Genomic DNA, 25,248 nt, shown 5'->3' with positions numbered 1-25,248 from the left:
CCCTTGCCGCCCCCGCCGAGTCCATAAGCTCGCGCAGGTGCTGCGGCATCCATTGGCAATTCCCTCCGTTCCAACAGCGTCAGCCCAGGCATGGTTGGCTCGTCAAGAGCCTGTTTGTCTGTAGGGTCGCTGCGGGCCCGTGCCTCCAGGGCAGGCCCGCCGCAAGAAGAAGGAAGACGCACCATGAAACGGATGCTCATCAACGCCACGCAAGCCGAAGAGCGGCGCCTGGCCATCGTGGACGGCCAGAAGCTGCTGGACTACGAAATCGAGATCGAAGGGCGCGAGCAGCGCAAGGGCAATATCTACAAGGCCGTCGTCACGCGCGTCGAGCCTTCGCTGGAGGCCTGCTTCGTCGACTATGGCGAGGACCGCCACGGCTTCCTGCCGTTCAAGGAGATCTCGCGCCAGTATTTCGCTGAAGGCGTCGCCCCCAGCCAGGCGCGCATCAACGAGGTCATCAAGGAAGGCCAGGAGCTGATCGTCCAGGTCGAGAAGGAAGAGCGCGGCAACAAGGGCGCCGCGCTCACGACCTTCGTCAGCCTGGCCGGGCGCTACGTGGTGCTCATGCCCAACAACCCGCGCGGCGGCGGCGTCTCGCGCCGCATCGAGGGCGAGGACCGCGCCGAGCTCAAGGAGGCGATGGACCAGCTCGAATACCCCAAGGGCATGTCCATCATCGCGCGCACGGCCGGCATCGGCCGCAGCGCGCCCGAGCTGCAGTGGGACCTGAACTACCTGCTCAAGCTGTGGAACGCCATCGACGGCGCCGCCAAGGCGGGCCGCGGCGCCTTCCTGATCTACCAGGAATCCAGCCTGGTGATCCGCGCCATCCGCGACTACTTCAACAGCGACATCGGCGACATCCTGATCGACACCGATGACATCTACGAGCAGGCGCAGCAGTTCATGGCGCACGTCATGCCCGAGCATGCCGCCAAGGTCAAGCGCTACCGCGACGACGCGCCGCTGTTCTCGCGCTTCCAGATCGAGCACCAGATCGAATCGGCGTACTCGCGCACCGTCACCCTGCCCTCGGGCGGCGCCATCGTCATCGACCACACCGAAGCCCTGGTCAGCGTGGACGTGAACTCGGCCCGCGCCATCAAGGGCGGCGACATCGAGGAGACCGCCACGCGCACCAACCTGGAGGCCGCCGACGAGGTGGCGCGCCAGATGCGCCTGCGCGACCTGGGCGGCCTGATCGTGATCGACTTCATCGACATGGAGGAATCGAAGAACCGCCGCGAAGTCGAGAACCGCCTGCGCGACGCGCTGCGCCAGGACCGCGCGCGCGTGCAGTTCGGCTCGATCTCCAAGTTCGGCCTCATGGAGATGAGCCGCCAGCGCCTCAAGCCCGCCTTGAGCGAGGGCTCCTCCATCCCCTGCCCGCGCTGCGGCGGCTCGGGCCATATCCGCGACACGGAAAGCTCGGCCCTGCAGATCCTGCGCATCATCCAGGAAGAGTCCATGAAGGACAACACCGCCGCCGTGCACTGCCAGGTGCCGGTGGAGGTGGCCAGCTTTCTGCTCAACGAGAAGCGCACCGAAATCGCCAAGATCGAGCTCAAGCAGCGCGTGGCCGTGCTCATGGTGCCCAACAAGACGCTGGAGACCCCGAACTACAAGCTCGAACGCCTCAAGCACGACGACCCGCGCCTGGACCAACTGGACGTGAGCTACAAGCTGGCCGAGGACATCGAGGACCCCACGCGCGTGACGCGCCGCTCGCAGGAGCCCACGAACCGGCAGACTCCGGTGATCAAGGGCGTGCTGCCCGACGCCCCCGCGCCGCAGGCCCCGGCCCGCCCCGAGCCGCCGGCGGCGGCCGCCCCCGCGCCGACCGCAGCGCCCCGCGCGCCCAGCGCACCGGTGCGCACGCAGCCCGAACCGGAACAGGGCTTTTTTGCCTGGCTCAAGAGCCTGTTCGGCCTGGGCCGGCCCGCCCAGGGCACCCCGGCCAGCGCCGCTCCGGCCGCTGCCGCTCCGGCGGCCAGCCCCGCAGCGCGTGAGCCGCGGCGCGACGGACGGGGCGAAGGCCGCGGCCGCCGCGGCGAACGCAATGGCGAACGCAATGGCGAGCGCAACGGCGAGCGCGGTCCGCGCGACGCCGGCAGCGAAGGCCGCAACCGCCGAGGCGAGCGCAGCGAGCGCCAAGGTGAGGCCCGCCCGGCCGAGCCACGCGCCCCGCGCGAGGGCCGTGAACCACGCGAGGGCCAGCGCCCGCGCCGCGACGCCGACCAGCGCGCCGCCACCGAAGCTCCGCTGCACGGCGCGGCCGCCGAGGGCGCCGCACCGGAAGCGGCCGCCAGCGAGCGCGCTCCGCGCCAGGGCAACGGCCAGCGGCGCGAGCGCACACCACGCGGCGAGGGCCGCGAGAGCCGCGAAGGCCGTGAGGGCCGCGAAGCACCGGAACGCGCACCCGAGGCCCGCGCCGCGGCCCCCGAGTTCGCCGACACCACGCCGCAGGAGCTGCTGCCCGACCTGGACCTGACCGGCAACGAAGTGCCCTTCAGCCCCATGGAAGGCAAGGAACGGCGCGAACGCCGCTCGCGCGACCGCTATGGCCGCAACCGCCGCGAACGCGGCGAGCGCAGCGCCAACGCCGCGGAAGGCGCCGACACCGAGCTGCTGCCCGACATCGACCTGACCGCCACGCAGGAGGCCCCGGCCGCCCCGCAGGCCAGCGACGAAGCCCCGCGCCGCAGCTACTTCAGCGCACCGGCAGCGCCTGCAGCGCAGCCCGCCGCACCGAGCCTGCCCCCCGAAGCGGCAGAGCCGGCGCCTGTCGCGGCTGTGCCGGCCCCGGCCGCCCCGCAGGCGACGGCGCAGCCCCTGCCCGCGACCGAAGCCGCGGTGCCAGCCCCCGCTGCCGTGCCGGCGCCCGCCGTGCCAGCCGCCCCCGCGGCAGAGGCCGTGGCGCCACCGGCCCTGCCCCGGGTGGCAGGCTTTACGCTGCCGCTGGACGAGCTGCAGCGCGTCGCCGCGGCCTCGGGCCTGCAGTGGGTGAACTCCGATGCCGCCAAGGTCGCCGCCGTGCAGGCCGCCATTGCCGCCGAGCCCGCTCCGGTACATGTGCCGCGCGAACGCGCGCCCGTGGCGCTGCCCGACGAAGGCCCGCTGGTGCTCGTGGAGACCCGGCGCGACCTGCGCAACCTGCACCTGCCGTTCGAGTCCTGAGAAGGTGTGAACGAACCCACCATGCCCGCTCATCCCGCCACCACACACCCGCTCGGCGTTGCAAATGCTCGCCATAGCACGCGCTATGGCTGCGCTTTGCGCCTTGATCGGCCGCGTGGTGACGGCCTGCTCGGGCACGCCGGATTCATTCACACCTTCTGAGCGCCGCAAGGCGCAGGCCCGCCCCTCTGGGACGGGCCTGCCGCCGCCTGCGGATGACCCCTGCCCCCTGTCATTGCCATGCTGATCCTGCTCTCGCCCGCCAAGTCGCTGGACCTCGACAGCCCCCTGCCCGACGGCCTGGCGCAGACGCAACCGCCCTTTCTCGCGCAATCGGCCGAGTTGATCGGCCTGCTGCGCCGGCTCTCGCCGCAGCAGGTGGCCTCGCTCATGCATCTGAGCGACGCGCTCGCCGCGCTCAACGTGGCGCGCTACGCCGCCTGGACGCCCGAGGGCGCGCCCGGCAGCGCGCGCCCGGCGGTGCTGACCTTCAACGGCGACGTGTACGAAGGCCTGGACGCACGCAGCCTGGACCGCGCCAGCCTGGCCTGGGCGCAGGAGCATGTGGCCATCCTCAGCGGCCTGTACGGCGTGCTGCGCCCGCTCGACGGCATGCAGCCCTACCGCCTGGAGATGGGCACGAAGCTGGCCACGCCCGCGGGCGCCAACCTCTACCAGTTCTGGGGCGAGCGCATCGCCCGGCACCTCAACGCGCGGCTGGCAGGCCAGGCGGCGCCCGCTGTGCTGAACCTGGCATCGCAGGAATACTTCAAGGCCGTGGACCGCAAGGTGCTCGCTGCGCGCGTGGTCGAATGCGTGTTCGAAGACTACAAGAACGGCGCGTGGAAGATCATCAGCTTCCACGCCAAGCGCGCCCGCGGCCTGATGGCGCGCCACGCCATTGCGCAGCGCGCCCGCACCCCCGAAGATGTGCTCGGTTTTGACGCCGAAGGCTGGCGCCACGCCCCGGCCGCCTCCACGCCCGAGCGCCTGGTGTTCCGCCGCCGCCTGGCGTGAATTTCAAGCCAAATCAGGCTCCAACGCCCGTCCATCCAGCGCAAGCTGCTCTCTTTTTGGGAGTTGATCATGCCCCTGCCGGAACAATCCCCCTTGGGCAAGGCCTCGGCCTATGCCGACCAGTACGACCCCACCCTGCTGTGCCCCCTGGAGCGCGCGCCCAAGCGCGCCGAGATCGGCATCGGCGCCGCCGGCGCGCCCTTCGTCGGTGCCGACCTGTGGACGGCGTATGAGCTCTCCTGGCTGAACGCGCGCGGCAAGCCGCAGGTGGCGCTCGCGCACATCACCGTGCCCTGCGAGACGCCCTGCCTCATCGAGAGCAAGTCCTTCAAGCTCTACCTCAACAGCTTCAACCAGACCGCTTTTGCCAGCGCGCAGGACGTGCAGGCGCGCCTGCGCGCCGACCTGGGGGCCGCCGTCTGGCACGGCGCGCCGCAGCCCGGCACGGTGGGCGTGCGGCTGATCGCGCCCGAGCAGTTCGACCAGCAGAGCGTGCACGAGCTCGACGGCCTGGACCTCGACCGCCTGGACATCGAGTGCCACACCTACCAGCCGGCGCCCGAACTGCTACGCGCACACCACGACGAAGCCCCGGTGAGCGAGGTGCTCACCAGCCGATTGCTCAAGAGCAACTGCCTAGTCACGGGCCAGCCCGACTGGGGGAGCCTGCGCATTGCCTACAGCGGGGCGCCCATCGACCAGGAAGGGCTGCTGCAATACATCGTGAGCTTTCGCCAGCACCAGGAATTCCATGAGCAGTGCGTGGAGCGCATCTTCATGGACCTGTGGACGCGCTGCCGCCCCACCAAGCTGGAGGTGTACGCACGCTACACGCGCCGCGGCGGGCTGGACATCAACCCCTGGCGCACCAGCCACCCCATGCAGTTGCCGGCCCACACGCGCACGGCGCGGCAGTAAAGGGCGCGTCAGGGCAGCTGGAAGACGTTCACCGACAGGCCCAGCGATACCGCGCTGGCCCGCAGGCCTTGCGCCGAAGCCGCAGACTCCTCCACCAGCACGGCGTTTTGCCGGGTGGCGCTGTCGAGCTGGGTGACGGCCTCGTTCACCTGCGTAATGCCCAGCGCCTGCTCCTGGGTGGCCTGGCTGATCTGCTGCACCATGGTGGACACCCGCTGCACGGCGCCAACCACCTCCTGGATGGTGGCGGCCGCATGGTCCATCTGCTGGGCGCCGCCAGAGACCTGCTCCACCGTGGCCGCGATCATGCCGCGCACCTCCTGGGCGGCGGCGGCGCTGCGCTGCGCCAGCGCGCGCACCTCGGAGGCGACCACGGCAAACCCGCGGCCCTGCTCGCCCGCACGGGCCGCCTCCACGGCCGCGTTGAGCGCCAGCAGATTGGTCTGAAACGCAATGCCTTCGATGACGCCCACGATCTCGCCGATCTTGCCGGACGACTGCTGCATCTGCTGCATGGCCGCCCCGACGGCCTGCACCGCCTGCCCGCCGCGCAAGGCCGTCGCGCTGCTGTGGGCGCTTTCCTGCGACACCTGGGCGGCGATACCGGCCGTCTGCCGGACGGTGCCGGACAGCTCCTCCATGGAGGCGGCCGTCTCCTCCAGGCTGGCGGCCTGCGCTTCGGTGCGCGCCGACAGGTCATTGCTGCCTTGAGTGATGGACCCCGCCGCGGCCGTCAGGCTGCCCACCTGCGCGCGCACATCGCCGACCACGGCGCGCAGATTCACCTGCGTCTGCTGCAGCCGCTGCATCAGCGCGCCCAGGGGCTGGGGAAAGTCCGTCGCCACCGTGGTGGTCAGGTTGCACACGGAAATGTCCGCGGCAAAGCGGCAGGCCTCCTGCATTCCCGCCAGCACCGCGGCCTGAAAGCGCCACAGCACCCAGCCCGCGCCGAGCAGCAGCAATGCGGCCCGCGCGGCAACGGCGGCGCCGCCCTGCCAGCCCGCCGCATCGGGCAGCAGCGCCAGCAGCACGAGCAGCGCCAAGCCGCCGGCCATGCGCTGCAGCAGCGGCCGCTGCCCGGCCCACTGCCCCAGCCCCTTGAGGCCACGGTAGCGCACCTGGCCGGATTCGAGCGTGAAACTGCAGCGCCCCGAGGCCGCTTCGTCGCGCATGCGGGCGTACAGCGCCTCGGCGGCCGCCACTTGCGCCGCACTCGGACGGGTGCGCACCGACATATAGCCCCGCGGGCGGCCGCCTTCCAGGATGGGGGTGACATTCGCCCGCACCCAGTAGTGGTCGCCATTCTTGCGGCGGTTCTTCACCAGCCCCGTCCAGGGCTCGCCGCGGCCTATGGTGCGCCACATGTCCTGGTAGGCCTGGGCCGGCATGTCGGGGTGGCGCACCAGGTTGTGCGGCTGCCCCAGCAGCTCATCGCGGCTGAACCCGCTGGTCTCGATGAAGGCCGGGTTGCAGTGCTGGATGACACCCTGGGTGTCGGTGATGGACACCAGCATGCTTTCCGGGGGGAAATGGTATTCACGCTGGGTGACCGGCAAATTCAGGCGCATCGACAGGGTTCCTTGTTCGTCCCACCCTGGAAGCGGCTGGAATTTACAAATGTTACTCGTTGATGCAAATCAAGACAACATTACCCAAGTCCCCGACCACTGCCGGGCCACGCGCCCCGGCGTGCGGCGCAGCCGCCCTGCGCTCCGGCCTCTCAGGGCAGCTTGAAGACGTCCAGCGTGCGTCCCAGCACGCCCGCATAATTGCTCATGGAGCGCGCCGATGCAGCGGACTCCTCCACCAGCGCGGCGTTCTGCTGCGTCACGCGGTCCAGGTCGGTCACGGCGTCGTTCACCTGGGCGATGCCTATGGACTGCTCGCGCGTGGCCACGCCGATCTGGCCCATGAGCTCATTCACATGGGCCACGGACTGCACCACCTGCGCGATGGTCTGGCCGGCCGACTGCATCTGCTGCGCACCGCGCCCGATGTGCGCACTGGACTCGCCGATCAGCCCGCGGATCTCGCCCGCCGCCGTGGCGCTGCGCTGCGCCAGCGCGCGCACCTCGCTGGCCACCACGGCAAAGCCGCGCCCCTGCTCGCCCGCGCGCGCCGCCTCCACGGCGGCATTGAGCGCCAGGATGTTGGTCTGGAACGCGATGCCCTCGATAGTGGCGATGATCTGCCCCATCTTGCGCGAGGACTGCTCGATCGCCTGCACCACGCTGCCCACCTCGGCCACGGCCTGGCCGCCGCGCTGGGCGAGGTCGGCGCTGCGTTCGCTCTCCTTGAGCACCTGCTGCGCCGCGTCGGCCGACTGGCGCACCGTGCTGGAGAGCTCCTCCATGGACGCGGCCGTCTGCTCCAGGCTGCTGGCCTGCGACTCGGTACGTGCCGACAGGTCCTGCGCGCCCTGCGCGATCTCGGCGGAAATGCGCCCGAAGGCGCCGATCTCGCCGCGCGCATCGCCCACCACGGCGCGCAGGTTGATCTGGATCTGGTGCAGGCGCTCGATCAGCAGCGCCATGGGATGGCGGCCATCGGCCTGGCAGCCCGAGGTGCCCAGATTGCAGCCGGCGATGTCGCGCGCCAGCCGGTTGGCATCGTTCAGTGCATAGGTGATGCGCCGGTGAAAGCGCCACAGGATCAGTGCTGCCCACGCCACCATCAGCACGGCCTGGGCGACAGCCACGTCTGCGCCGCGCCAGCCCAGCAGCGCGGGCGCCAGGGCCACGGCCAGCAGCGGCAGCATCATCACCGCCAGGCGCTGCGTGAAGCTGGCGCGCTGCAGCTTGCCGACCCAGTCGCGCCAGCCGGTATGCCGCACACGGCCCGCGTGCAGCACGAAGCTGCTCACGCCCGCCTCGCGCTCCTGGCGGATCCGGTCGTACAGCGCCTCGGCCGCGCGCACCTCCTCGCGCGTGGGCTTGGCGCGCACCGACATATAGCCCCGGGGTTTGCCATTGACCACGATGGGTGTGACATGGGCACGCACCCAGTAGTAGTCGCCATTCTTGCGCCGGTTCTTCACGATGCCGCACCAGCTGCGCCCATGGCCGATGGTGGACCACAGGTCCTTGAACGCCTCGGGCGGCATGTCGGGGTGGCGGATCAGGTTGTGCGGCTGGCCCATGAGCTCGTCCATGGTGTAGCCGCTGACCCGCATGAACGCCGCGTTGCAGTGCGTGATGACGCCCTTGTTGTCGGTGGTGGACATCAGGAGTTCTTCACCCGGATAGTCGTATTCATGCTCGCTGACCGGCAGATTGACACGCATGGGGGCAGACCTTGGAAAAAAGCGATGGAATGAAGTATCGGAAATGCATATTAACTTCGCGTTACATCCATCTTTTGACTATCGTCAACCCAGCAGATGGGACTGGCCGCCGGTTCGCTTGGGCGTGCCGGTGGCCCGGGGGTCGGAAAACCCGACGCCACTGCAAGCGGCACAAGCGTTTACCCTTAAATGCACAGGGAAAATGTAAATTTATGTAATAATCAGCAACAGATTTTGTCGCACACGCGACAAAATCAAGCTTGCAAAGCCACCGACCTATGGCCTCCTGCTGAAAGGTATGGCATAGGAGCAAACTTTCGGCCAACTCCCGCCCCTGGGGGGGGGGGAATTAGTCGATGCAGCCATGGAAGCCGTTTTCAGTGTTTCCGGTTTTGCGGTCGCGCCCGTCCTGGCGTTTTTTCCCTACGGGACCTGGCTGCTGCGTTTCGGGCCCGCTAATGTCCCCTGGCCGGCAATCCGGCCCGAGGCGCAGCAAAGGGGCGAGACCTTTCTTCTGGCTGCCTACCAGCAGCCCAGCCAAGGCTTTGCCTCAAGCCTCCCGCTGTACCTCCAACACCAGGCACTCACCCAGAGGATCCGTCCCATGACCCTTGCCATTGCTCCACAGGAACCCACTTCCTCTCCGGTCGGACCCATCGCCGCGGAGTACCTGACTTTCCGCCTGGGCAAAGAGGAATACGCCATCGACATCCTGCGAGTGCAGGAAATCCGGGGCTACGACGCCGCCACACGCATTGCCAACGCTCCTGCCTATGTCAAGGGTGTTATCAACCTGCGTGGCCGCATCGTTCCCATCGTCGATCTGCGCATGCTGTTCGACCTGCCAGACCCAGATTACGACAGCTTCACCGTCGTCATCGTGATCAATGTCTGCGACACCGTGCTCGGAATGGTCGTGGACGGTGTCAACGACGTAGTCCAGATATCCCGCGCAGACGTCAAGCCGGCTCCCGGATTCGGCGCTTCGGCGGACACCAGCTACCTCCACGGTATCGCTTCCATCGCAGAGCGAATGATTCTTTTGCTGGAAATCGAGAAGCTTGTCCAAGGCGCTGGCCTGGGCTCCCTGCACACAGAACAACCCTAACTACGCAAACTTCAAGGAGAAGTCACATGGATTGGTTCAAAAACCTCAAGGTCGGCGCCAAGCTGATCAGCGGATTCCTGGTGGTCGCCGCCATCGGCGCGGTCATTGGCATCCAGGGCATCCTCAAGTCCGCACACATGAACGACATGGCCAGCATCATGTACGAACGCGAAATCGTAGGGCTGAGACATGCCGCAGAAGCCAATATTCAACTGCTCGCAGCCGCCCGCTCCATTCGCACCGCGATTCTGTCGAACAGCACGGAAGACAGGGCCCACAACCTCAAGGAACTCGATGAGCGTGTGCAGCGGGTCTACTCCGAGCTGACCGCCGCCGAGAAGACCTTTGTCACCGAGCAAGGCAAAGCGTTGGTAGACAACGCGGTGAAGGCGGTACGCGACTTCGAGGCGAGCATCAAGCAGATCGAACAATTGCTACGCACTGAAGAGCTGAGCGACAAGCGTGCATCGACCGAGCATTTGTTCAAAGTGGCGATTCCTCTGACGAACAAAGCCGACGATTTGATGACAGAGCTGGTCGAGAGAAAGAAAGCCAACGCCGACCGCCTCAACAACGAAACCGATGAGGTCTACGCCAACATCCGCATCCTGCTCATCAGCCTGACCATCGGCGGTGTGCTGGCAGGCGTGGCCATCGGCGTCATGCTGACCCGCGGCATCACCCGGCAGTTGGGCGGCGAGCCGGCCGACGTGGCCAGTGTGGCCGGCGCCATCGCGGCCGGCGACCTGGCCACGCACATCGATGCGTCGCACGCCCGGCCGGGCAGCGTGGTCCATGCCATGCAGCAGATGCAGCAGTCCCTGCGCCAGGTCGTGGGTGCGGTGCGCAGCAGCAGCGACAGCATCGCGACGGGCGCCAACCAGATCGCCATGGGCAACGCCGACCTCTCCCAGCGCACCGAGGAGCAGGCCAGCAACCTGGAGGAGACGGCCGCCTCCATGGAGGAGCTCTCCAGCACGGTGCGCACCAACTCCGACACCGCGCAGCAGGCGGCGCAACTGGCCCAGTCCGCCAGCGGCGTGGCCGTCAAGGGCGGCGAGGTGGTGCAGCAGGTCGTGCACATGATGGAAGAGATCAACGCCTCCTCCAAGAGGATCTCCGACATCATCGGCGTCATCGATGGCATCGCCTTCCAGACCAACATCCTGGCGCTCAACGCCGCCGTGGAGGCCGCCCGCGCGGGCGAGCAGGGCCGCGGCTTTGCCGTGGTGGCCTCGGAGGTGCGCAGTCTTGCAGGACGCAGCGCCGAAGCGGCCAAGGAAATCAAGTCGCTGATCGGCGACAGCGTGCAAAAGGTGGAAGCCGGCGGCCAATTGGTGACCGAGGCGGGCAGCACCATGCAGGACATCGTGGCCCAGGTCCGGCGCGTGACCGATCTGATCTCGGAAATCAATGCGGCCACCAAGGAGCAGACCGCCGGCATCGACCAGATCAACGACGCCGTGATGCAGCTCGACCAGGTGACGCAGCAGAACGCGGCACTGGTGGAGGAGTCCGCCTCCGCCGCCGACAGCCTCAATCAGCAGGCGCAGCAGCTGGTGAGTGCCGTGGCGGTATTCAAGATCGGCGATGCCGCCCCTGCCGCAGCCTACACGCCGCCGGCCCAGCACACGGCCTTCGTGCAACGCGCGCCCTCCGCGGCCAAGCCGGCGCCGGCGGTCCAGGGTGGCAGGAAGCCCGTGGTGGCGGCCCTGGCGGGCGGGCAGCCCCGCGCCAGCGCCAAGGCCGGTGACGCGGCGTCGGACGACTGGACCTCGTTCTGAGGCGATGCGGCATCCGTCCGCGCCGTGGCGCTAGAACAGCTCGGCGGTGCCGCCCGCGCACCCTGCGCCACCCGGCCCCGCGGGCGGCTGGTGGCTTTCACCGGGGCGCGACAGCCCGCCCACGCGCACGCCCAGCAGGCGCAGGCGCCGCTGCAGCGGCACGCGCTTGAGGCACAGGCCCGCCACGCGGCGGATGGCGGCGGCGTCTTGTGTGGGTTCGGCAATGGTCTGGTCGCGCGTGACGCTGCGAAAGTCGTCATAGCGCAGCTTGATGCCGATGGTGCGCCCCACATAGCCCTTGTGCTGCAGGTCCTGCGCCACGCGCTCGCACAGGCCGGTGAAGATGGCACCGAGCTCGGCGCGGTCGTGCACGGCGTGCAGGTCGCGCTCGAAGGTGGTCTCGCGGCTGATGCTCACGGGCTCGCTCTCGGTCACCACGGGGCGCGCGTCGCGCCCCCAGGCGGCCTCGTGCAGCCAGGCGCCCGTGGCCTTGCCAAAGTGCTGTACCAGCCAGTCGCGCGGGCGGGCCGCCAGTTCGCCGATGGTGTGGATGCCGTGGTGCGCCAGCTTCTCGCTGGCCTTGGGGCCGATGCCGTTGATCTTGCGGCACGGCAGCGGCCAGATCAGCGGCTCCAGGTCGGCCTCGTGCACGATGGAGATGCCGTTCGGTTTGTGGAACTCGCTCGCCATCTTGGCCAGCAGCTTGTTGGGCGCCACGCCGATGGAGCAGGTCAGGCCCGTCGCGTCGTGGATGCTTTTCTGGATCAGGCGCGCGAGCACGCGCCCGCCCTCACGCTGGCCGCCGGGCACCTCGGTGAAGTCGATGTACACCTCGTCCACGCCGCGGTCCTCCATCACCGGGGCGATGTCGGTGATGATGGCCTTGAAACGGCGCGAATAGCGCCGGTATTCGTCGAAATCCACCGGCAGCAGGATGGCCTGCGGGCACAGGCGCGCCGCTTTCATCAGGCCCATGGCCGAGCCCACGCCGAAGGCACGCGCCGCGTAGGTGGCGGTGGTGATGACGCCGCGCCCGGTGTAGTCCTGCAGCCGCGGGAAGGCCGAGAGCGGGATCTCGTGCAGCGGCAGGAGCGCGCCTTCGGCGGTGAGCGCGCTGTCGCAGGCGCGGCGCCCACCGCCGATCACCACGGGCAGGCCCTGGAGCTGCGGGTAGCGCAGCAGCTCCACGCTGGCATAGAAGGCATCCATGTCCAGGTGGGCGATGCGGCGAATCAGAGGCGGGCTGGCGGTCACAGCCGCCATTGTTTCACCTCAGCGGCTGCCGCTCACGGCGTGGGGTAGGTGCCAGGCAGCAGGATGGAGGCATCGACCTGCTCGATGTTCGTGCGCCCGCAAAAGGCCATGGTCAGGTCGAGCTCGCGGTGGATGATCTGCAGCGCGCGCGCCACGCCCTGCTCGCCATAGGCGCCCAGGCCGTAGAGGAAGGCGCGGCCGATGTAGGTGCCGCGTGCGCCCAGCGCGCGCGCCTTGAGCACGTCCTGGCCGCTGCGGATGCCGCTGTCCATGTGCACCTCGATCTCGCGCCCCACGGCATCGACGATGGCGGGCAGCGCCTCGATGGCCGAGGGAGCGCCGTCGAGCTGGCGCCCGCCGTGGTTGCTGACGATCAGGGCGTCCGCCCCCGACTCCACCGCCAGGCGCGCATCCTCGGGCACCATGATGCCCTTGATGATGAGCTTGCCGCCCCAGCGCTTCTTGATCCACTCGACGTCGCCCCAGTTCAGGCGCGGGTCGAACTGGTCGGCCGTCCAGGCGCCCAGGTTGCTCATGTCGGTCACGCCCTCCACATGGCCGTGGATGTTGCCGAACTTGCGCCGCGGCGTGCCCAGCATGCCCATGATCCAGCGCGGCTTGGTGGCCAGGTTGATGAGGTTGGCCAGCGTGGGCTTCGGGGGCGTGGACAGGCCGTTCTTGATGTCCTTGTGGCGCTGGCCCAGGATTTGCAGGTCCAGGGTGACGACCAGGGCGCTGCAGCCCGCGGCCTTGGCGCGGTCGATCAGGCGCTCGATGAAGCGGCGGTCGCGCATGACGTAGAGCTGGAACCAGAAGCCCGGCCCGGCATGCTGGGCCACGTCCTCGATGGAGCAGATGCTCATGGTCGAGAGCGTGAAGGGCACGCCGAAGGCGCGCGCCGCGCGCGCGGCCAGGATTTCGCCGTCGGCGTGCTGCATGCCGGTCAGGCCCGTGGGGGCCAGGGCGACGGGCATGGCCACCTCCTGGCCCACCATGGTGCTCGCGGTGCTGCGCCCTTCCATGTTGACGGCCACGCGCTGGCGCAGCTTGATGCGCTGGAAGTCGTCCTGGTTGGCGCGGTAGGTGCCCTCGGTCCACGAGCCGGAATCACAGTAGTCGTAGAACATGCGGGGCACGCGGCGCTGGGCGACGCGGCGCAGGTCTTCGATGCAGGTGATGGTGGACAGATCGGGCATGCGGAAAACTCCTGGGTGATGGGCAGGCGCCATGGTAGGGCGCGGCGCCGGCGGCGGCCATCGAAATTATTTGCAGGCCTTGGAGCAAATTTGCATCTCCAAGTCAAAAACGGCTCAAACCATTGCCTAGCAAGCGCAAGCAGCTATCAATGATATAGCTATAGCAGCACCGGCGTACCGCGCTCCTCGTCGGCCAACAGCTCGGGCTCCTGCCCCGGCCCGGCGTAGCGGCGCACCTGCATGCGCCCGGCGCGCTTGGCGGCGTACATGGCGGCGTCGGCGTGGCGCGCCAGCTCCTCGAAGCTGCTGCCATGCTGCGGGAACAGGGCCATGCCCGCGCTCAGGCCCACCGTGGCCGTGTGGCCCTGCAGGTCGAAGGGCGCGCGGCACACGGCCAGCAGCTTGCGCGCCAGCACCACCGCCTGCTCGGCGCCCTCGAGCCCGGGCAGCAGCAGCACGAACTCGTCGCCGCCCTGGCGGCACACGGTGTCGGACTCGCGCACGGCGGCCTGCAGGCGGCGGGCGAACTGCACGAGCAACTGGTCGCCCAGGTCATGGCCCAGGGTGTCGTTGACGTCCTTGAAGCCGTCGAGGTCGAGGTACATCACCGCCAGGCTCTTGCCCTCGCGCCGCGCGAGCGCCAGGGCGTGGCGCGCGCGGTCCTGCAGCAGCACGCGGTTGGGCAGGTCGGTGAGCGCGTCGTACTGCGCCAGGTGCGCCATGCGCTCGGCCAGGGCCATGGTCTCGGTCACGTCGTGCAGCACCATCACGGCGCCGCTCAACTGGCCATGGCGGTCGGTGATGGGGCTGGCCGACTCCTCGACCACGTAGCGGTGCCCGTCCTTGCGGTGCAGCACCACGCCGCGCGTGGGGCCGCAGGGCTTGCCGGTCTCCAGGGTCTGGTGCATGGGGCTGGGCTCCACGCGCACGCCGTTGCTGTGGTAGAGCGGCGCCACCTCGTCCACGCTCTGGCCTGCGGCGTCGAAGGCCTGCCAGCCCGTCATGCGCTGGGCCACGGGGTTGATGTAGGTGACGCGGCCGGCGGCGTCGGTGCAGACCACGGCGTCGCCAATGGATTGCAGCGTCAGGCGCATGCGCTCCTTTTCCTCGAAGAGGGCGTCCTCCATGCGCTTGCGCTCGGTGATGTCGGTGACCTGGGCAAAAATGCCCTGCACCGGGCCGCCGGGCTCGGGCCGGTCGGGCGTGTAGGAGATGTGGTTGTGGCGCACCTCGCCGGTGGCCGCGTGCACATGGGTGCGCTCGAACACCTGCGGCTCGCCCGCCAGGGCGTGGCGCACATAGGGTTCGACGGCGGCGAAATCCGCGGCGCCCAGCAGCCCGGCCGCATCCCGGCCCTGCATGCCCTCGGGCGTGAGCCCGAAGACGGCGCTGGCGGCCTTGTTGGCAAAGCGGCTGCGCAGGTCGGCGCCCCAGTAGCTCACCAGCGAGGGCAGGTTGTCGAGGATGGTGCGCACGTCGTGCTGGGCCTGCTGCAGGCGGCTGGCCACCTGCTGGCGCTGCGTGAGCTCGCGCGTGAACAGCACGGCCAGCCCCACGCAACTGGCCATGAGCACCAGCGCGAAGACGGACAGTTGCAGCGCATTCTTGCGCCAGTGGGCCAGGATGACGTCGGTCGCCTGGGCGACGTTCACCACCAGGGGGTACGGCCCCACGTGCCGGAAGGAGTAGAAGCGCTCCACCTGGTCCAGGCTGGCCACGCCCACGAAGCTGCCGGCCGGCGCGGCCAGCAGGCGGCGCATGTTCGGCGTGCCCGCCAGGGACTTGCCCACGTCGGCGTCGCCATAGGGGTAGCGGGTCACGATGACGCCGCTGTCGAGGATGAGGTTCACGCCGCTGCTGGGACCCAGTTGCAGGGCCGAGAACAGCTCGTTGAAGTAGCTCAGGCTGATGGAGCTGACCACCACCCCGGCGACCCGCCCATCCGCGCCCCGGTAGGCCCGCGCCACGGGCAGCATCCAGGTCTTGGTGACGCGGCCCATGACCGGATGGCCGATGACCAGGCCTTGCCGGGTGCCGGACATCAGCGCCTGGAAATAGTCGCGGTCGGCGTAGTTGGCCTGGTGCGGCGGGGTGGCGGACGAGTCGATGATGATGTCGCCCCGGGCATCGACCACATAGACATCCATGAGGCCGGCCACGCGCAGCGGGGTATTGAACAGCACCCGGTTGCGCAGCTCCGGCGGCAGGTCCACGACGCCGGGGTGCTCCAGCTTGGCCGCGACGTCCTGCAAGGACTGGTCCAGCGCCCGCAGCGTCCAGCCCACGGACTGCTCCAGCGCCGTCACCAGGTTGGCATTGGTGCGCGTGGCGAAGTCCCACTCATCGGCACGCATGGTCCAGACCGTGCGCGCCACCATGGCGCCTATCCCCATGCTCAACAGCAGGGCCAGCCAGATCAGGCGTTGGGAGAAGAAATGGCGCATCAGGATTGCAGGGGGCAGCGTTTTGATTGTAGGTGTAAGAACCTGTTTCGACCACCGGCAGGCCGGCGCCGCCTCAGCGCCCAGCCAGCCCTGCGCCGCGCACTTCGATGCGCACCTCGTCCAGCACGGTGCCGCGCGCGTCCGTCAATTGCACCACATGGCGGCCGGGCCAGGGCAGCCAGGCCGCCTGCGCGCCGCGCGCCAGGGGTTTGCCGTCGATGCGCCAGCGCAGGCCGGCCGGCGCGCCCGGCATGGCGGCGAACTGCAGGCGCTGGTGCTGCGGCGGGATGTCGGGGTCCAGCGCGACGATGGTGCCCGGCGCCGGCGCCAGGATGCGCACGGCCGAGGGTGCGCCGGGTACAGAATTTTTAGTATCCGATAGGGCTCCAAGGCTTGCTGCATCAGCGCCAGCTGCTCCGCTATCCATAGCAAAAAACGATTGCTGCGTGCCGGCGAGGAACCACTCGGCGCGCGCCGCTTCGAGGGGCGTGGACACGCCCGGTGCGGGACCGAAGCGCACCGCCTGGCGCACCAGCGCGACCGGTGCCACCGGGGCGCGGCTGGGCGCGCGCGCGTGCAGGTGCGCCATGAGCGCGGCCCACACGGGCGCCGCGCCGCTGGTGCCGCTGACCTCGTGCATGGCAGCGCCGCTGGCATTGCCCACCCACACGCCCACGGTGTAGCGCTGCGACCAGCCCAGGGCCCAGTTGTCGCGCATGTCCTTGCTGGTGCCCGTCTTCACCGCCGTCCAGGCGCGCGTGGCGAGCACGCTGTCGGTGCCGAAGGTGCGCGCACGGGCGTTGCCGTCGGCCAGGATGTCGCCCACGATGAAGGCCGCCCCCGCATCGAGCACCTGCGTGGGCGCCGCCGCCGCTGCCCCCCCGGGCCGCACCAGGGGCGCGACCGGGCCGTAGCGCCCGCCGTTGGCCAGCGCCCGGTAGGCATTGGTCAGGTGCAGCAGCGCCACCTCGCTGCTGCCCAGGGCCAGGCTGTAGCCGAAGTAGCCCGCGCTCTCGGCCAGCGGCAGGCCCAGGCTGCGCAACTGGCGGAAGAAGGCGTCGGGCGAGACCATGGTCAGCGTGCGCACCGCCGGCACGTTGAGCGAGGCGCCCAGCGCCGTGCGCACCGACACCCAGCCCTTGAACTGGCGGTCGTAGTTCTGCGGGATGTAGAGCCCGCCGGGGGTGGCGATCTGCGCCGGGGAGTCCTCGATGAGCGAGGCCGCCGTGAGCCGCCGCTCGGCCAGCGCCTGGGCGTAGAGAAAGGGCTTGAGCGTGGAGCCGGGCTGGCGCAGGGCGAGCACGCCGTCGACCTCGGCCGCGGCGCTGAGCACGCCCGAGGAGCCGACCCAGGCGAGCACCTCGCCGCTGGCGTTGTCGAGCACCAGGACGGCGCCATCCTCCACATGGCGCCCGCGCAGTTCGCGCAACTGCTGCTCCAGCACTTGCACCGCCCGGCGCTGCAGCGGCGCGCTGAGCGTGGTGCGCAGCACGCCGCCCGCCTGGGCCGCGCCCGCCTGGGCCAGCGCCCGGCGCGCCGCATGCGGCGCCACGCCCTCGCTCGCCGGCCAGGCACGGCGCTGCAGGGCGCCGTCAGCCAGCAGGGCCAGGGCCGCGCAATCGGTGTGCGCCGGCGCGCCGGCCTGCGCGCTGCGCATCAGGCGCAGCACACCGCAGGCGCGCTGGGCGACCTGCGCGGGCCGGGCATTGGGCGCGCGCACCAGGGCGGCGGCGAGCGCGGCCTCGTGCTCCTGCAGGCCATGCGCCGCCTTGCCGAACAGGGTGCGCGCCAGCGCGTCTATGCCCACGATCTCGCCGCGAAAGGGCACGAGGTTGAGGTAGGCCTCCAGGATCTGGTCCTTGCGCCAGCGCCGGTCCAGCACCTGCGCCGCCACCGCCTGGCCCAGCTTCTGCGCCACGCTGCGCCCGCCCGGCCCCTGGCGCCAGTCCTCGTCGAGCAGGCCCGCGAGCTGCATGGTGATGGTGCTGGCGCCGCGCGTGCGCTGGTGCCACAGCCGGCCCCAGGCGGCGGCCGACACGGCCGCCCAGTCCACGCCACTGTGCTCGTAAAAGCGCTTGTCCTCGCTCCACACCAGGGCGGTGCGCAGCGCGGGCGACATGTCCGCCAGCGCCACCCAGGCGCCGCGGCGCACCTGGGCGTCCTGGCGCACGCGCTGCAGCAGCTCGCCCTCGCGCGAGAGCACCAGCACCTCGGACGAGCGGTGGCCCTGGCGCACTTCCTCGAACGTGGGCAGGGCCCAGGCCGGCAGCGCCGCCAGCAGGCCGCAGCCCCAGGCTGCCAGCACGCGCCAGCGCCGCCCGGCCGCCGCAGGTGTGCAGGACGTCACGCTGCCGCCCCAGTGCGGGCCTGGGCGGCTGGACGCGGGGAGCCGCTTTTTGTACAGTGCAGCAACAACTTGATACACCTTCGCCCACCCCCTCGGAGACCCCCATGCAACAAAGCCTGTGCTGCCTCACCCTGGCCTGCTCCCTGTTCCTGCCGGCCTGGGCGCAAACCCAGGTCTGGTCCGAGGCGCCCCAGACCCAGCGCTGGTCGCAGGCGCCCCAGCGCCCCGCGCAACCGGCCCCGCCCGCACCGCCCGCGCCGCGCACCACGCAGTGGAGCACCCAGCACGCCCTGCCCGGCGCAGCCCCTGCCGCCCGTGCGCCGGACGCCGCTGCGGGGCGCACCAGCCAGTGGTCCACCCCGACCTATACCCAGCGCCGTTCCGATGCCGACATCCAGCGCCAAGTGGACGCCATCACGCGCGATGCCGAGCGCCGCGCCCGCGCAGGCCAGGGGGGCTGGAGCGGCGGGCGCAGCGCCAGCCAGGTGCCCGACCAGGCCTGGCGCGACCACATGGACCGCTCGCGCGCGCAGGACCAGTTCCAGCGCGACCAGGACGACTACTACCGGCGCCAGCGTGAGTTCAGCGGCCGCTGAGCGCGCTTTCAAGGAAAAATGGCCTCCAGGGCTTATGTAGCCTGCGCCAGCAGCTTCTCTTTCGATAGCAAAAACCGCTTTCAAGGCAGGCCCACCTGCATGCGTGCATTGGGCGCTGCGCCAAACATCTCGGGCGCGTACAAGGCCTCGGCCCGACTCGGGGGCAGGGCAAAGTCGCCCGCGTTGTTCAGGCGCAGGGTGTATTCCATCTTCACCGTGCCCTTGGGCAGGTACTCGTAGTAGCTGCGGAAGGCCTCGAAGCTGCGCTCCTCGAACGCGGGCCAGCCTGCGCCGCTGCGCTTCTCGCCCTGGGTGGCGATCTCGGAGTCGCGGCCCAGGCCGCTGCCCAGGATGGTGGCGCCCGCGGGAATGGGGTCGGTGATGGCCACCCAGGTCATGTCGGCCTGGCCGCTCACCGTAAGCTGAACGCGCAGCACGTCGCCGCGCGTGTACCGGCCGGGCGGCAGGTCCTTGCGCGCCTGCTCGATGGGCGTGACGGTTTTCTGGATGCGGTAGCCCGCGCTGAACGGCGCCTTCAGCTCGACGGCGGCCACCGACTGCAGCGTGAGCCAGGGCTTGCCCGGCCCCTGGTGCGCCACGGCCAAGGTCTGCGTGCCGCTGCCCCAGGGCAGGAACATGCTGTTGCCGCGCAGCATGCCGGGGGCGGCCGGCGCGCCGAAGGCGCTGCTCTGGTGCGCCGCGCCGCTGGCGTCCTGCGTCTTGATGCGCTCGACCTTGCTCCAGTCCACGCTGGCCGCGTTGCCGCCCAGGCTGGCGCGGGTCGTGCCCGCCACGGGCGTGGCCTCGAATCGGGCGCTGAATTTCTCCAGCGCCAGCCCACCCCACAGGTTGGCCGTGGTGGTGCGCCAGGCCCCGCCCTGCTGGCGCGCGATGAAGCCGCTGGCCAGGCGGCCCAGCTCATCGCGCCACTGCGGGTCGTCGAGCCCGGCGAGCAGCAGGCGCGCGGCGTTCACGTCGCCGTTCTGCATGAGCCACCACCAGTGGTCGTCCTGCTCGGTGCTGAAGATGAGCCGCGTGCCCTGGTACGCCAGGCGGCTGCGCAGGATCTGCACGGCTTCCTTCAGGCGCTGCTCGCGCTGCGGCACGTCCTGCACGCGCTGGAGGATGCCCAGCCAGTCGAGCACGCTGTGCGTGGGCCACTGCTGGGGCGCGATGGTGAGGCTGGTGAGCATGCGCGCCTGCGCGCGGCCATGGCGCGCCAGCGCCTCGATGGCGGCGAGCTTGCGCATGTCCAGGTCCTTGCGCGGGCTCCAGAAGCTGCGCTCGATGCGGCCCTCGACGAAGGCGATCAGGCCGCGCTCCATGGCGGCGCGCGCCTCGTCGGGCAGGGCAAAGGCCGGGTTCAGGCCCGCGGCCTCGTGGGCGGCGGCGAGCAGGTGGGCGGTGAGCACGTCGCTGCCGTGGTCGGCGCTGCCGCTGCGCGGCGGGAAATAGCTGGCCAGGCCGTCGCTGTCGAGGTAGGTGGGCAGTTGCGCCATCACCGTGGCCCACAGGCGCGCGTCGCGCAGGCCGATGGCCTTGCTGGTCTTTTGCTCCAGGCAGGCAAAGGGGTAGCGCGCCCACCAGTCGCGCACGCCGGGCAGGCCCTCGGCCAGGCGCGGCTGCAACGCCAGTTGCAGGCCGCCGCGCCCGGGCAGGGCATCGGCCGGGGCCTGCACGTCCAGGTTCAGGCCGCCGTCGAGCTGCACCAGCGTGGCCTGCTGCACGGCCAGCGGCACGGCGGGCACGATGCGCTGGCTGGCCTTGAGCGCGTCACGGGCGCTGCCCGCGGTGTCGCGCGCCACGACCTCCCACAGCAGGGCCTGGGCGCGCGTGCGCCCGAGCTGCTCGGGCGCCGTGACCTGCCAGGCCAGCTCGCGCGCCTGGCCGGGCGCCAGCTCCAGCGTCTGCGGCGCCAGCTCCAGCAGCGTGGCGCGCGGCGCGACCTCGACCTTCATCGCCGCCGCGGTGGTGTTGCGCAGGGTGAATTGCGCCCGGAACTGGTCGCCCTCGCGCACCAGGGGCGGCAGGCCGCTGATGATCTGCAGGTCCTGCGTGGTGCGTATGCGGGCCGTGCCGGTGCCGAACCAGCCCGCCCCGGCGTCGGCCACGGCGACGATCTGGAAGGTGGTGAGCGCATCGTTGAGCGGCACCTCCACCCGCGCCTGGCCGCGCTCGTCGAGCTGGACCGCGGGCTGCCACAGCAGCAGGGTGTCGAGCAGTTCGCGCGTGGGCGCGCGCCCGCCGCCGCCGCCCGCGGGCACGGCTTTCTTGCCGTAGTGGCGCCGGCCCACGATTTCCATCTGCGCCGTGGCCGTCTGCACGCCCCAACTGCGGCGCTGCAGCATGGCATCGAGCAGGTTCCAGCTGGTGTTGGGCATGAGCTCGAGCAGCGCCTGGTCCACGGCGGCCAGCGCCACCTCGGCGTGGGCCGCGGGCTTGCCGCCGGGAAGCTGGGCCGTGATGGTGACCCGCGCCTTGCCGCGCACGGGGTAGCTGGCCTTGTCGGCCTGCACCTTCACGTCGATCTGGTGCGCCCGCGTGCCCACCCGGAGTTCAGCCACGCCCAGGCGGAAGGCGGGCTTGGCCAGGTCCACCAGCGCCGTGGGCGCGGTGTATTCCTTGCCCTCGTACCAGAAGGCCGTCCACCACTCGCGCGGGGCCTGGTAGCCCCAGGTGAAGAAGCTGTACCAGGGCACGTCGCGCAGGCGCCCGCGCAGGGCCAGCACGCTGACGTAGACGTTGGGGCCCCAGCCCTCCTCGATCTTGAGGTGCACGGTCGGGTCCTTGCCGCTGAGCTGCACCACCTGCGTGGCGATGATGCCCTCGCGCTCCACCGCCACCAGGGCCGTGGCGAAGCGAAACGGCATGCGCACCTGCAGGCGCGCGGTCTCGCCAGGCTGGTAGCTCTTCTTCTCGGGCAGCAGGTCGATGCGGTCGTGGTTCTCGCCGCCGAACCACAGCTCGCCCTGGCGCGTGACCCAGACCGAGGAGGCGGCGTCCGCGGTGTTGCCGGACTTGTCGCGCGCGGTGGCCACCAGCTCCACCTCGCCGCCCTGGTCCAGCCGGACCTCGCACAGCAGCAGGCCGCGCGCATCGCTCTCGCCCGTGCAGACGGTACCCAGGTCCTTGGTGTCGCTCTTGTGGTCGTAGCTGTAGAAGCCGCCCACCATGCGCTTGCGGCTGGTGGTGGTGGTGTGGGCGATGGCCTGCACCTGCAGCGGCACGCCCGCGGCGGGACGGCCTTCGGGCGTGAGCGCCAGCGCCTGCAGGCGCAGCTTCTGGCTGGCCGAGGCCCAGCCCTCGGTCTTGATGCCGGCCACCACGGCCGCAGGCCACAGGGTGTGGGCGCTGCGCAGGGTCTGCACCTCGCCGGCCGGGTCGGCGTAGGTGGCTTCGATCACCAGCTCCTGCGCCGCGCTGGCGCGCGGCACGTTCTCCAGGGTGATGCGGCCCGCGCCCTGGCGGTCGAGCGTGAGCGCCAGCTTGTCGGCAATGACGCGGGCGTCCTCGCGGGCGGCGTCTTCCTCTTCGCCGGCCTGCGCGCCGCCCTGGCGCGGCCGCGGCGGCTGGAAGCTGAAGTCCTCGTAGTCCCCGTAGTGCAGCGGCTTGGTGCGCACCAGGGCCGAGACGCGCACCGGCAACTGCGCCGCCGGGCCGCCGGCCACGTACTGGACCTGCACCGCGGCCGGCACGGAGCGCACGTTCACCAGCGGCGCCGGGTCAGCCGGGCCCACGCGCCCTTCGAGCACCGGCAGGCGGAACTCCTCCACGCGAAAGCGCCCCGAGGCGTAGGACGGCGCACCCTCGGCGCCGCGCAGCTCCACCTCGTACACGCCCAGCCGGGCGGCCGGCGGCACGGCGAATTCGCTCTGCGCGCTCAGGCCGCCCGTGGCCGTCTTGCGCCACTGCAGCGCCTGGGTGAACTGCTGGCCGCTGCCCACGTGGGTGATGGCCAGCGTCGGCGGCTGCTGTGCGGGCAGGGCGAAGCCGGCCTGGGTCTCGGTGCGCAGCAGGTGCTTCATGGACACGGTCTCGCCCGCACGCAGCAGGGTGCGGGCGAAGATGGTGTGGGCGCGCACGTCGGGCTGGGGCTCGCTGCTCGTGGGCACGTTGAAGCGCCAGGGCTCGATGCCGCGCTGCCACTCGCTCCAGGCGAAGGCCATGTCCTGCACGCCGTCGGCGCCGCGGTGGCGCGCGCTCACGAAGTAGCCCGCGCCGGAAGCGCCCGCGCCCTCGCAGTACGGCGGCGTGGCGGAGAGCCCCTCGATGCGCGCCACGCCCTGGGCGTCGGTCACCGCGCTGGCCAGGGCCTTGCCGGCGCAATCGGAGACGCGCACCTGCGCGCCCGCCACGGGCTGGCCGCGGTCCAGCGAGGTCACCCAGGCGAGCGCGTTCTCGCGCCCGAGCTTGAAGTGCACGGCCAGATTGGTCACCAGGGCCATGCTGCGCACGTACATGCTGCGGCTGCGGCCGTGGCGCGCGTCGAGCAGCGAGGCGCCCAGCAGCGGCGAGGCGATCTCGATGACGTGAAAACCCGGCGCCAATGGGATGCCCACGACCTCGAACGGCCGCTTGTCGCCCCGCGCGGTCCGCGGCAGATCGAGCGTGCGCACCCCGCCCTGGCCGGCGAGCAGCGACAGCATGCGCGGCTGCACGTAGTCCGGGCTCTCGCCCGCGAGCGCCTGGGGCAAGGGGCCCTTGACGTCGCGGCGCGCCACGCGGCGCTCGACCTGCCAGGCGTCGTGGCGCTGCACCTTCTGGAACCAGGCGATGATGTCGGCGTCCTGCGTGGGCTGCAGCGTGCCGACCTGGCCCGCCGCGGGCGCCGCCGGCCCGGTCTGCAGCCCCTGCACGCGCAGATCGGACTCGACGTTGCGCAGCGTCACGGGAAACAGCGCCGGCCCCTGCGGCCCTTCGGCAAAGCGCTCGACGACGCCAAAGGGCGCGGCGGCAAACTTGGCCAGCGGCGGCAGGCCGCCCGTGGCCACCTGCAGCGGAAAGCTCGCCGCATTCGCCAGCGCCCGGCCCGAGGCGTCTTTCAAGTCCTTGGGCAGCTCCAGCACATAGGCGGTGTTCTCCGCCAGCGGCGCAGCGAACTGCACGCTGCCCACCAGCGCGTCGCCCTCGGGCTCCTCGCCGGCGCCCGGCAGGCTGGGCTGCAGCGTCTCGCGCGGCCCCTTCAGGCGCAGCGCCAGCGCCTGCTTGCGCGGCACGGGCGCGCTGAACGCCACGGTGAGCGGGCGGATCGGCAGGCAAGCCGCCTGGGCATTCTCGCGCTCGCAGGAGAACTCGGCCGTGAAGGGCGCGCGCACGCGGAAGGTGAAGCGCTTTTCCACCCGGTTCTCCACCCCGCCCGGCGTGGCCACGCCCTTGCCCCAAACGAGTTGCACCTGTGCCGAAGGCGCCAGGCGCCGGTTGCACGCGAGCGTGACCATGGCCAGCGGGTTCTGCTGCGCGCGCGCCTGCAGCCCCAGGGCCTGGAGCAACTCGGTGCGTTCCTTGCCCGCCACGGCACGCACCGGCACGCGCTCGCCCACCCCTTCGACCGCGCACCACACATGCGCCAGCACGCTCTCGGGCGCGGCCGCGCCGTTGAGCTGCAGCACGAAATGCTGCTCCTCGTCGATGGGCTGGTAGGTGCCAGGGCGCACGTTCACGACGAACGGCCCGCCGCTATTGAATTGATAGCTGGCCGCGCCCTTCAACAGGTCGCCAGAGGGCGATTGGAAGCTGGTATTGAGCTCGGCCGTGCAGCGCACGCCGGGCGGCAGCTCGCGCTCGAAGTCGTACACCCACTCGCGCTCGCTGGTCCAGCGCCCCGCGCCCTTGCTGGCCTGCGCGTCCGAGCAATGCAGCGTGAGCGGCGCCGGCGCCCGGGGGTCGCCGAAGGCCACCGCAGCACCGTCGAACCGGGCCACCACCTGGCCTATGCGCGCCACCTCGCCCTGGGGCGAAAAGCGGCTGATCTGCAGGGCCTGGGCACTGCTGGCGGCAAGCAATAGTACGCACGCGGCGGCCATGTCCCAGGCAATGGTCTTGGGGTTCACGCGGGTCTCCTCGGCTGATCCATGGAGCGTAGCGGAAAATACCCAACCGCCAGACCGCTCCGGCGTGCAGA

Annotated in this window: 13 protein-coding genes; 6 read left to right on the top strand and 7 right to left on the bottom strand. The window is 70.6% G+C overall.

What is annotated here, in order from left to right; genetic code table 11:
- Positions 1-183: 183 nt before the first annotated feature.
- From CGR01S_RS08045 to queF, 3 genes are all read left to right on the top strand, one after another.
- The gene (locus tag CGR01S_RS08045) at positions 184-3,180 is read left to right on the top strand and encodes an Rne/Rng family ribonuclease (RefSeq protein WP_042424938.1); all 2,997 of its coding nucleotides are present in this window, start codon (positions 184-186) and stop codon (positions 3,178-3,180) included.
- Between the two features lie 240 nt (positions 3,181-3,420).
- On the top strand, positions 3,421-4,197 hold the full coding sequence (yaaA, locus tag CGR01S_RS08040; RefSeq protein ID WP_042424935.1) for a peroxide stress protein YaaA: 777 nt from the start codon (positions 3,421-3,423) through the stop codon (positions 4,195-4,197).
- A 69-nt stretch (positions 4,198-4,266) separates the two neighbouring features.
- Positions 4,267-5,115 (top strand): NADPH-dependent 7-cyano-7-deazaguanine reductase QueF, encoded by an 849-nt coding sequence (gene queF / locus CGR01S_RS08035; protein WP_042425295.1) that lies wholly within the window; start codon positions 4,267-4,269, stop codon positions 5,113-5,115.
- A gap of 8 nt (positions 5,116-5,123) precedes the next feature.
- Here queF and CGR01S_RS08030 read toward each other — a convergent pair whose 3' ends face one another.
- Positions 5,124-6,683 carry a methyl-accepting chemotaxis protein gene (locus tag CGR01S_RS08030; RefSeq protein WP_042424932.1) on the bottom strand — a complete coding sequence of 520 codons (1,560 nt, stop codon included), beginning with the start codon at positions 6,681-6,683 and terminating at the stop codon, positions 5,124-5,126.
- A 152-nt stretch (positions 6,684-6,835) separates the two neighbouring features.
- Entirely contained in the window at positions 6,836-8,398 is a 1,563-nt protein-coding gene (locus CGR01S_RS08025) for a methyl-accepting chemotaxis protein (protein WP_042424930.1), read from the bottom strand.
- Between the two features lie 364 nt (positions 8,399-8,762).
- Between CGR01S_RS08025 and CGR01S_RS08020 the strand changes: the two genes are divergently transcribed.
- Both CGR01S_RS08020 and CGR01S_RS08015 read left to right on the top strand, forming a co-directional pair.
- The gene (locus CGR01S_RS08020; protein WP_369345548.1) at positions 8,763-9,506 is read left to right on the top strand and encodes a chemotaxis protein CheW; all 744 of its coding nucleotides are present in this window, start codon (positions 8,763-8,765) and stop codon (positions 9,504-9,506) included.
- 26 nt (positions 9,507-9,532) lie between these two features.
- Complete coding sequence (locus CGR01S_RS08015; RefSeq protein WP_042424927.1) at positions 9,533-11,290, top strand: methyl-accepting chemotaxis protein; 1,758 nt, start codon at positions 9,533-9,535, stop codon at positions 11,288-11,290.
- A 30-nt stretch (positions 11,291-11,320) separates the two neighbouring features.
- On the opposite strand, the gene dinB is transcribed toward CGR01S_RS08015, so the two are convergent.
- The 4 genes from dinB to pbpC all read right to left on the bottom strand — a co-directional run bounded on the left by dinB (position 11,321) and on the right by pbpC (position 18,531).
- On the bottom strand, positions 11,321-12,553 hold the full coding sequence (dinB, locus tag CGR01S_RS08010) for a DNA polymerase IV (RefSeq protein WP_042424924.1): 1,233 nt from the start codon (positions 12,551-12,553) through the stop codon (positions 11,321-11,323).
- A gap of 23 nt (positions 12,554-12,576) precedes the next feature.
- Positions 12,577-13,740, bottom strand: coding sequence for an alpha-hydroxy acid oxidase (locus CGR01S_RS08005; protein ID WP_042424921.1), 1,164 nt, complete (start codon positions 13,738-13,740; stop codon positions 12,577-12,579).
- A gap of 158 nt (positions 13,741-13,898) precedes the next feature.
- Positions 13,899-16,184 carry a bifunctional diguanylate cyclase/phosphodiesterase gene (locus CGR01S_RS08000; protein WP_042424919.1) on the bottom strand — a complete coding sequence of 762 codons (2,286 nt, stop codon included), beginning with the start codon at positions 16,182-16,184 and terminating at the stop codon, positions 13,899-13,901.
- A 73-nt stretch (positions 16,185-16,257) separates the two neighbouring features.
- The gene (pbpC, locus tag CGR01S_RS07995; protein WP_174435693.1) at positions 16,258-18,531 is read right to left on the bottom strand and encodes a penicillin-binding protein 1C; all 2,274 of its coding nucleotides are present in this window, start codon (positions 18,529-18,531) and stop codon (positions 16,258-16,260) included.
- A 104-nt stretch (positions 18,532-18,635) separates the two neighbouring features.
- Between pbpC and CGR01S_RS07990 the strand changes: the two genes are divergently transcribed.
- Positions 18,636-19,127: a hypothetical protein gene (locus CGR01S_RS07990; RefSeq protein ID WP_042424913.1), complete on the top strand. Its 492-nt coding sequence runs from the start codon at positions 18,636-18,638 to the stop codon at positions 19,125-19,127.
- Between the two features lie 80 nt (positions 19,128-19,207).
- Here CGR01S_RS07990 and CGR01S_RS07985 read toward each other — a convergent pair whose 3' ends face one another.
- On the bottom strand, positions 19,208-25,150 hold the full coding sequence (locus tag CGR01S_RS07985) for an alpha-2-macroglobulin family protein (protein WP_042425289.1): 5,943 nt from the start codon (positions 25,148-25,150) through the stop codon (positions 19,208-19,210).
- Positions 25,151-25,248: the final 98 nt, after the last annotated feature.

The organism is Comamonas granuli NBRC 101663 (genome assembly GCF_000739995.1).
Taxonomy (GTDB): domain Bacteria; phylum Pseudomonadota; class Gammaproteobacteria; order Burkholderiales; family Burkholderiaceae_C; genus Simplicispira; species Simplicispira granuli.
The sequence above is the reverse complement of the archived record's forward strand: the minus strand, read 5'-3'. Positions and strand labels throughout refer to the sequence as shown.